This is a genomic window from Moorena sp. SIO3B2, from assembly GCF_010692525.1.
GTDB classification, from domain to species: Bacteria; Cyanobacteriota; Cyanobacteriia; order Cyanobacteriales; family Coleofasciculaceae; genus Moorena; species Moorena producens.
Genome location: NZ_JAAHHE010000253.1, coordinates 1 through 8,825 on the forward strand (window position 1 = coordinate 1; position 8,825 = coordinate 8,825).

Here is an 8,825-nt window from a genome sequence, read left to right on the forward strand (position 1 = left end):
TTCCAATCAATCAGAGTGTGAACTTCGGGAAAACAAAACTGTAAAAATGACTCAAAATAGGCTTGTAATGCTTCTTTACAAGGATTGTCATAGTCAGCTATTGGTTCGTTCATTTCTATCTTTTAATACTACACTAATACTAAAAAATATCTAATCATAAAGAGACAAATAATCTTATTTATATCATAGTAGTAAATGTAGAAATTTGTATATAAAAATATAAGACTATGGAGAGATTAATACTAAAATTACTGAAAGCAATCTCTAGGATTTATAACTTAGGTTAAGTACACAATTTTAAAATTTTATGGAAATTGTTCTAGTTCCTGGTAACCATGACCTGAACTGGACACTAGCAGAGGAGGCTGATCAGTAATGCGATCGCATAAGCGCGGAAGCTGAGGCCGTAGGCCACGCTATGCGAACGCTTCATCGCGTAGCGGCTCAATGCTCACGCATCGCATTACTGACTTTGGATTGATCGAACAACTGGCCGTTGCTGGATTTCGCTTCTTCCTCCACGGACACATTCACAGAGCCGAAACCAGCCTTTTCCGTTACGACAAAAGCCGATATGGGAGCAAACTCGACCAAATTTGTGCTGGCACCTTTGGCGCACCACTTAGTCATCTCACTTCCCACACTCCCTGTTCCCAGATCCGCTGTTCCCTATTCCCTGTTCCCTTACCTTACTGATGCCTCTTTCTCCAACAACAGTGTCACAGGACCATCATTTTCTATAGAAACTTCCATCATCGCACCAAACTCACCAGTTTCTACCCGCAACCCACTCAGCCGTAACTTATCCACAAATAGTTGATATAATGCCCTAGCGTATTCTGGAGCAGCGGACTGACTAAAGGAAGGGCGGCGTCCTTTGCGACAATCTCCATAAAGGGTAAACTGGCTAACCACCAATAGCTCACCACCTATATCCTGCACGGACTTTTCCCAACGGTCATTACCAGTAGTCTCGTCAGCAAATAGCCTTAATTCTAGACACTTTCGCACCATCCAGTCTAACTCAGCTTCCGTATCAGTATCCGCAATACCGACTAGTAGGTTAAGCCCTCGCCCTATTTTCCCAATCACTGTTGTTTCTACTTCGACTTGAGAGGATTTGACTCGTTGGATGATTACGCGCATATGTAGCAGTTCTCAATTGGCTGAGGTACAAATTTTTGGGTTTTAGGGAACAGCGGATCTGGGAATAGGGAACAGGGAGCATACAGGAGTTAAGAGAAAAGTCGGCAGTCGAAAAAAATTTTATGTACCTCATTAGATTATAAAACAATACGAAAGGCCATTTTAATAAAAATGGATTTTTTTAATCCATAAAAGCTTGATTTAGTAAGCTTCAGAGCAATTATTTTATACTCATTTATAATCGCCACACTAGGCCACCATTTATTCCCGATTCCCGATTCCCGATTCCCGATTCCCGATTCCCGATTCCCAGATCCGCTGTTCCCTCTTAAAAACTTATGATACCTACAAACTAATTAACGATAATACCAAAAGAAAGCCAATTTCTAACAGATAAGTAATGCAAACGCTACGGTTTAATAAACCATCCCAAAGATAACCTTGGCGTTTCGGAGCATTACTGCGCTTAAAGGTACGACTCCAGCCAGTAAAAATAGCTGGACTGCGCAAGTTAAACTCCTGAGTCAAAATTTCCTCAATTTGTCCCAAACGGGGATAGAAACCGCGCTGGAAGTGCTTCCATTGACTTTCCAGAATCCAGAAAAACAGGGGAATAGCACACCCAATCAGGGCGATGCTATTCTGTTTCTCTTTTAAGACCATGCGCACAACCACACCAGTGGCCGTAATCCCCAAGGCTTTAATCACCCAGATTTGTTTGTTGTAATCTTCTACAGTAGTTTGCAGGAAAAAATATTCCTGTTTGAGCAGATTTAGCTCGAATTCTGAGCCCGATGGGGGTTGGGGGTCGATGGGTGATGGACTAGACATAACGTTAGTGTTCAAGTAACACAAAGTGTTTGTTGTGCAAAACCTTTTGCATCGCTTCCATCTGAGCTTTGGCCTGTTGCAGCTGACTTTGAAGTTGCTGAATATCTTCCGATGGTAATGATGTTACTTCAGAATAGGATTGAAACCCAGTATGGGTTTGACCATTACCGACACCAGGATGCGTTCGCGTAGCGTGACCGTAGGTCAATCGCGTAGCGTGACCGTAGGTCAATCCCATGTACTCAACGGTTTTGGCTGGCCCCTTCACCGCAGATTTAGCTACTGGTTGATATTCTCTCGACCGAGTCTTAGTCACCAGTGGTTCACGGTTTGACTGGAAGCTAGAACTAGTATATACAGTGTAGTTAATTGGCTGCTGTGGCAATTTCTGATTGTCTATCTGATTGTCTATCTGATTCTCGATCTGATTTTCTAAAGGCTTATGTTGAGTAAGGTTCTGCTGGGATTCTGAAAGCCTAAGTTTTTCTAATAATTCTTCCTTTTTTTGACTTTGTTGTGCTAAATCTGATAACTGTGACTGAAGTTGGGATGACTGTTGAGCAGACTGTTGCCATCCTGCTATGGCGACACTGGCCATACCAGCTCCCAGGCTAATCACCGTTGCCAAGCTCAGGTAAGGCGTTGCCGCATCTCGCACATGACCGTAGAATAGTTGCTCCTCCTGTACTTTAATGGATAATGGCTGAGCACCGAACCAGCCTACGGGTAACGTCAGCCCAGCAAATACTGTTGCTGAAATCAATGCTGGTCTAAACACAAATTTCTGAAGTGGGGAGGAAATCATAGATGATATTATTGCCCTTAACAACAGGTCAGTAAGAGTCCCGAAACCCTAGTCATCTTAACTAGTCTTCCCCTAGCTTATTTAAAATAATTTTGGTTAGTTGTGAGCCAACTCTAAAATAATTGTGATTATTTTCAGCAATTTTCGTGAGCCATATCACAATTAGTATGGTCGAAATATTTAGGGCGATTATATCAACAATACTATAGGTATAGAAAACTATGTAGTGTTGATGTTCCAGACCTTAAAGTGGCATACTCTCATCGTAAGAATTAAGTTATCAGCACCCAGTTATCAGCACTAACTAGTCAGTTTTTAAACCATGGCTGTTCGCGTAGCGTGCGCGTAGCGCTTAAGCTGATAGCTAATAGCAGATAGCTCAGATAGCAGATAGCTCACAGCTCCTAAGGGCTGAGATGGCTGACATCATTGATTAACTAGGAGATTGAAAAGAAGTGACATTCCTTTCTTATCCTAGAGCGATTTAACGATTAAGGCAGTTGCAATCTTTAGATAATTAGAGGAAAAAGCATGTTGACTAAATCAGAAACTGCAATTGCGGCAATTGATGCCAGAGAGATATTAGATTCTCGTGGACGTCCAACAGTAGAAGCCCAAGTGCGCCTTGTGAACGGTGCCGTGGGAATTGCCCAAGTTCCCAGTGGTGCTTCTACTGGTACTTTTGAAGCCCATGAACTACGAGATAATGACCCCCGTCGCTACGGTGGTAAAGGGGTACTCAAGGCAGTATCGAATATCAAAGAAAAACTCGGCCCAGACCTATTGGAAAACGATGCTCTCAACCAAATGTTGGTTGACCACAAGATGATTCATCGGGATGGTTCGGCCAACAAAAAGACTATGGGAGCAAATGCCATCCTAGCTATTTCCCTAGCTACAGCTAAGGCGGCGGCGGCCAGTAAAGGACTCCCCCTCTACCGCTACTTAGGTGGACCACTAGCTAATCTACTACCAGTTCCGTTGATGAATGTGATCAACGGTGGTGCTCATGCGGATAATAATGTAGATTTTCAGGAATTCATGATTGTGCCAGTGGGAGCGAAGTCGTTTCGAGAGGCTCTGCGCTGGGGAGCTGAGGTTTTTGCCGCCTTGGCTAAGGTTTTGAAAGAGAAAAAATTGCTTACCGGTGTGGGAGATGAAGGTGGCTTTGCTCCCAACTTGGGGTCAAATAAAGAAGCGCTAGACTTATTGATTGCGGCTATAGAAACATCTGGGTATAAGCCAGGAGAACAAATTGCTTTAGCGATGGATGTGGCAGCCAGCGAGTTCTACAAAGACGCTCAGTATGTCTATGATGGACAGCCTCACTCTCCAGAAGAGTTTGTTAACTATCTAGCTGAGTTGGTGGGGCAATACCCAATTGTTTCTATTGAAGATGGACTCCACGAAGAGGATTGGAGTAATTGGCAGTTGCTCACTGAAAAACTGGGTTCCCGTATTCAGTTAGTGGGTGATGACCTATTTGTTACCAATCCCACCAGGCTACAAAAAGGTATTGATATCGGTGCTGGTAACTCGATCTTGATTAAGCTCAATCAAATTGGTTCCTTGACCGAAACTCTTGAAACTATTGACTTAGCAACTCGCAACGGTTTCCGTTCCGTGATTAGTCACCGTTCTGGGGAAACCGAAGATACTACTATTGCTGATCTAGCGGTTGCTACTCGTGCCGGTCAAATTAAAACAGGTTCACTGTGCCGTAGTGAACGGGTGGCTAAGTATAACCAGTTGCTGCGGATTGAAGATGAATTAGGCGATCGCGCCATTTATGCTGGAACTTGTGGCATGGGACCGCTGTGTCAGGGTTGAAGGTTAGGAGGTTAGGAGGTTGAAGGTTAGGAGGTTGAAGGTTAGGAGGTTGAACGCGTAGCGTGGCCTATTGGCCAAGGTTGAAGGTTATTTGGTTAGGAGGTTGAAGGTTATTTGGTTGAACGCGACGCCCGTGCCTATTGGCCAAGGTTGTTCGCCTTTGGCGTCCCTTGTAGGGTAGGTTGAAGGTTATTTCGTGGGGAGTGTGGGAGGAATGGTTTTTTCCTATCTCCCCTTACATCTGGTGTCTTCTGCACATCCGTCCCACAACCGATTCACGGATAAAAACTCAGTTGAGGCAAGCCTAGGGTTTCGTCCCAACCCATCATCAGATTCAAGCACTGTACGGCTTGACCAGCTTGACCTTTGAGCAAGTTGTCGATGGCTGACATAACGATAACTCGATCAGTTCGGCTATCGACTTCTACCCCTATGTAACAAAGATTAGTGCCACAAGCCCACTTGGTTTGGGGATAGGTGCCACTGGGTAACACCCGGACAAAGGGAGAGGCGCGGTAAAAGGCTGTGTAAATAGTGAATAAATCTTCCCTGACTAGTCCCGGATCCTGCAATGTGGCATAAACGGTAGCTAGGATTCCCCGTACCATGGGAACGAGGTGGGGTGTAAATTGCACCCTGACTTCATGACTGGCTAAATTACTGCAAATTTGCTCAATTTCTGGGGTATGGCGGTGATGGGTCACGCCATAAGGGGCTAGAGAGCTGTCAGCTTCTGCTAGTAAGAGATTGGTTTTTGCCTTGCGTCCACCCCCAGAAGTACCGGATTTGGCATCGATAATCGCAGTGTCTGGAATAATCAGACCCTGTTTGAGCAGGGGAGCAATGGCGAGCAGGCTGGTGGTGACGTAGCAACCAGGACAACCGACTAACTCGGCAGAGGAAATGCGATCGCGATACAGTTCCGGTAAACCATAAACAGCAGTAGCAGCGGTTTCTTGGTCGTGGCGCTCTCCACCGTACCAGCTTTTGTAAGTCTCAAGTTTACTAAATCGATAGTCAGCTGAGAGATCGAGAACTTTTAATCCTTTTGATAACAGTGATGGTGCTAGCTTATGGGCTAAACCGTTAGGCAACGACAGAAACACTACCTGACAACGGGATACAATAGTATTTATGTCAATAGGCTCAATGGTTAGATTAACACGATGGCCTAGATGAGGGTAAAGCTCGGCAAATCCCTTGCCAGCACTGCTTTCTCCACCCAAATAAACTACATCGACTCCTGGGTGATCCATCAAGAGCCTTACAAGTTGTACGCCACCATAACCAGAAGCACCAATTATGCCTACTGGCAGGCGTTCTAAATCCCCCATCATCTTCCTTTCCTATAGGGTAAGAGCTTTGACATCCTCCCCCACTAAGGGCTAATTGCTGGCTCAGTGGGAGATTTTCAACCTTGGGCCTGATTATACACCTGCTTGCGGGACTCTTGACTAGACCAAGAACAACCTCAGTCCCCGTCAGACCCTCTCCACAGGCATTTTCATTCACTGTCTTGGGAACAGTGGCTCAGTTTTCTACGTCCTGTTTTAGCACTATTTGTGCAGTTGCCACATCTGTTAGTCAATCCGATCACTAACAAAAATTATCCCCTAGCAACGGTTCGTTAAAACTGACTAAGTTTACCCTAATCCCTCAGTTATTGGCAACATTTGAATGGCACAAGACCAGTTGTGATTTCGTAAGCATTCAGCTATCAGCCCTTAGCGGTCAGCTTAAAACAAGCTATCCGGCTGACCAGTTCAACGGACTCAAAGCCAAAGACTATAAATTCCTCGCTCAGGGGAGGGAACTGATATTAAACGAATACTTACCTGTTTCATTCAAAAGCACCATCTGTAGCACCATCTGTAGCGCCTTAGCTGATACCTGACGGCTGAATGCTTACGTGATTTTCCAAATCACAAGGCGCTGACATCGGAACCTGCTTCTGGTGATTAAAAGCCTGGTCTATCTACCAAGCCAGCAGCCGAACTTCGATAGACTATACTAGAAACCAAGAACATCTAACCGGGTGCATCGAATATTTGTAAAAAAGGAAGTGTGGGGAGGGGGGGGAGTGTGGGAAGTGTGGGAATTTTCGGGGCAATTTTTGCCTAATTTCAGGCATTGAGATGCACCCATCTCACCTCATGTCAAGTGTCAAACTTGGGAAAATGAGCTATAATCATTCTCCCATTGATTTCAAGCCCATTCAATAATTAAACAAAAGCAGCAAGCAAGTGGAATCACCCAAAACTGATGTGTATAAGTTTGATAGCATTGATGATGCTCTGGCAGACCTGAAATCAGGTCAACCAGTGGTGGTGGTTGATGATGAAAATCGGGAAAACGAAGGAGACCTAATTTGTGCTGCACAATTTGCTACCCCTGACATGATTAATTTCATGGCAGTGGAAGCACGAGGGTTGATTTGTCTGGCGATGACAGGGGAGCGCTTGGATGCTCTAGACCTTCCCCTAATGGTGAGTAACAACACGGACACTAACCAGACAGCGTTTACCGTGAGCATTGATGCAGCACCCCACTTAGGGGTGACCACTGGTATCTCCGCTGAAGACCGTGCTCGTACTATCCAGTTTGCGATCAACCCAGTAACCAAACCCAGTGATTTGCGACGACCTGGTCACATTTTTCCCCTCCGTGCTAGAAAGGGAGGCGTATTGAAGCGGGCTGGTCATACGGAAGCAGGGGTTGACTTATCAAGATTGGCAGGTTTATACCCAGCGGGTGTGATCTGTGAAATTCAAAATGCTGATGGCTCCATGGCTCGCTTGCCAGAGTTGATTGAGTATGCCAATAAGCATCAACTCAAAATTATCAGTATTGCTGATTTAATCAGTTACCGCCTCAAACATGACCGCTTTGTTTATCGAGAATCCGTTGCCCAATTCCCCAGTAATTTTGGGAATTTCCAGATTTACGCTTACCGCAACACGTTAGATCACTCGGAGCATGTTGCCGTTGTAAAAGGAGACCCGACTCAGTTCAAAGACCATCAAGTGATGGTGCGGATGCACTCAGAATGTTTAACGGGAGATGCCTTGGGTTCTCTGCGCTGTGACTGTCGAATGCAACTACAAGCTGCCCTGAAAATGATTGAGAATTCCAGTGAGGGAGTCGTGGTTTATTTGCGGCAAGAAGGCCGAGGGATTGGTTTGGTGAATAAGTTGAAAGCTTATTCCTTGCAAGATATGGGACTGGATACCGTAGAAGCAAATGAACGTTTGGGATTCCCGGCTGACCTGCGAGACTATGGCATGGGAGCACAAATTCTCAATGATTTAGGAGTTAAGAAAATTTGCTTGATTACCAATAATCCTCGGAAAATCGCTGGTTTAAAAGGTTATGGATTGGAGGTAGTCGATCGGGTACCATTGTTGATTGAAGCTAATGACTACAATTCTAGCTATCTGGCAACTAAGGCACAGAAGCTGGGTCATTTGCTGTTGCAGACCTATTTAGTTACGGTAGCGATTCATTGGCAAGACCAGCCCCAGCAGGTGACAGAACGTTATCAGCGTTTAGAAAAGCTAAGGTCTCTAGCTCATAGTCAGAACTTATTATTGCAGGAGGAGTCACGACCTGTAGCGTCCGCAGTTTTTGAGAAACCTGCTTTAATGGTACACTTAGGGTTTGATCAGCCTGAGCTAGCAGCACTAGATTGGTACGAATCTAGTGACCATCCCTATGTTAATGCGATCGCTAATATTTTAGACAGCGTGATTGAATGGCCTGAGCTAAGATGCCTGGAATTTCTAGTCTCTTCTGGACACGATCCACTGACTAGTTTACAAATACTCTTAGACCGAGAGAAGTTTCCCTTGACTAAGCGACCATCTTCAGTGTGTGAGAATTTAACGACTCAGAAAATTTATAGTTTTGATCGCTCCATGGAGTAATATCAATTATTGCTTTTAGTCATTAGTTATTACTTATTTGTTAACCCAACACCCATGCTAATGATTTAATCTCTTTTAATTTCTTTGGTTGCTTGATATAGAAAAAGCCTCTTGCCAGTTTAGACAAGAGGCTTTTTCTATTAACTATTATTAAAATAATATATATCCTGGCACTGAGCTATTTTAGCAGGCAGCTACCCACCAACTATCTTCGCCGCAGCTACGTTTCACCTCCGAGTTCGGGATGGGGTCGGTGTGGTTCCGTAGCGCTATAAGCACCAGGAAGTGGT

8 protein-coding genes and 1 rRNA gene are annotated in these 8,825 nt (G+C 44.7%); 4 read left to right on the forward strand and 5 right to left on the reverse strand.

What is annotated here, in order from left to right:
* The first annotated feature begins 447 nt into the window (after positions 1 to 447).
* Positions 448 to 696: a hypothetical protein gene (locus tag F6K38_RS29955; protein ID WP_131827069.1), complete on the forward strand. Its 249-nt coding sequence runs from the start codon at positions 448 to 450 to the stop codon at positions 694 to 696.
* On the opposite strand, the gene dtd is transcribed toward F6K38_RS29955, so the two are convergent.
* The 3 genes from dtd to F6K38_RS29970 form a co-directional block, all read right to left on the reverse strand.
* Positions 685 to 1,146 (reverse strand): D-aminoacyl-tRNA deacylase, encoded by a 462-nt coding sequence (gene dtd, locus F6K38_RS29960; protein WP_071104989.1) that lies wholly within the window; start codon positions 1,144 to 1,146, stop codon positions 685 to 687. The genes F6K38_RS29955 and dtd overlap by 12 nt on opposite strands.
* A gap of 345 nt (positions 1,147 to 1,491) precedes the next feature.
* Positions 1,492 to 1,977: a hypothetical protein gene (locus F6K38_RS29965; RefSeq protein ID WP_008188646.1), complete on the reverse strand. Its 486-nt coding sequence runs from the start codon at positions 1,975 to 1,977 to the stop codon at positions 1,492 to 1,494.
* A 4-nt stretch (positions 1,978 to 1,981) separates the two neighbouring features.
* Complete coding sequence (locus F6K38_RS29970; protein WP_287358716.1) at positions 1,982 to 2,782, reverse strand: hypothetical protein; 801 nt, start codon at positions 2,780 to 2,782, stop codon at positions 1,982 to 1,984.
* A 531-nt stretch (positions 2,783 to 3,313) separates the two neighbouring features.
* On the opposite strand from F6K38_RS29970, the gene eno reads away from it, so the two are divergent.
* On the forward strand, positions 3,314 to 4,612 hold the full coding sequence (gene eno, locus F6K38_RS29975; protein ID WP_008188642.1) for a phosphopyruvate hydratase: 1,299 nt from the start codon (positions 3,314 to 3,316) through the stop codon (positions 4,610 to 4,612).
* A gap of 275 nt (positions 4,613 to 4,887) precedes the next feature.
* Here eno and argC read toward each other — a convergent pair whose 3' ends face one another.
* Positions 4,888 to 5,946: an N-acetyl-gamma-glutamyl-phosphate reductase gene (gene argC, locus F6K38_RS29980; RefSeq protein WP_287358719.1), complete on the reverse strand. Its 1,059-nt coding sequence runs from the start codon at positions 5,944 to 5,946 to the stop codon at positions 4,888 to 4,890.
* 329 nt (positions 5,947 to 6,275) lie between these two features.
* Here argC and F6K38_RS29985 point away from each other — a divergent pair, with 329 nt between their 5' ends.
* Together F6K38_RS29985 and ribBA are read left to right on the forward strand one after the other, a co-directional pair.
* On the forward strand, positions 6,276 to 6,506 hold the full coding sequence (locus F6K38_RS29985) for a hypothetical protein (RefSeq protein WP_287252779.1): 231 nt from the start codon (positions 6,276 to 6,278) through the stop codon (positions 6,504 to 6,506).
* Positions 6,507 to 6,855: 349 nt separating this feature from the next.
* Positions 6,856 to 8,535 carry a bifunctional 3,4-dihydroxy-2-butanone-4-phosphate synthase/GTP cyclohydrolase II gene (gene ribBA, locus F6K38_RS29990; RefSeq protein WP_008188638.1) on the forward strand — a complete coding sequence of 560 codons (1,680 nt, stop codon included), beginning with the start codon at positions 6,856 to 6,858 and terminating at the stop codon, positions 8,533 to 8,535.
* Positions 8,536 to 8,700: 165 nt separating this feature from the next.
* Here the strand turns inward: ribBA and rrf are convergent.
* Positions 8,701 to 8,818 (reverse strand): 5S ribosomal RNA (gene rrf / locus F6K38_RS29995).
* Positions 8,819 to 8,825 lie beyond the last annotated feature (7 nt).

What these genes read in the sequence shown, in the direction of transcription:
- F6K38_RS29955 (WP_131827069.1), top strand. Translation starts at nt 448, where the DNA reads ATGCTCACGCATCGCATTACTGACTTTGGATTGATCGAACAACTGGCC.
- dtd (WP_071104989.1), bottom strand. Translation starts at nt 1,146, where the DNA reads ATGCGCGTAATCATCCAACGAGTCAAATCCTCTCAAGTCGAAGTAGAA.
- F6K38_RS29965 (WP_008188646.1), bottom strand. Translation starts at nt 1,977, where the DNA reads ATGTCTAGTCCATCACCCATCGACCCCCAACCCCCATCGGGCTCAGAA.
- F6K38_RS29970 (WP_287358716.1), bottom strand. Translation starts at nt 2,782, where the DNA reads ATGATTTCCTCCCCACTTCAGAAATTTGTGTTTAGACCAGCATTGATT.
- eno (WP_008188642.1), top strand. Translation starts at nt 3,314, where the DNA reads ATGTTGACTAAATCAGAAACTGCAATTGCGGCAATTGATGCCAGAGAG.
- argC (WP_287358719.1), bottom strand. Translation starts at nt 5,946, where the DNA reads ATGGGGGATTTAGAACGCCTGCCAGTAGGCATAATTGGTGCTTCTGGT.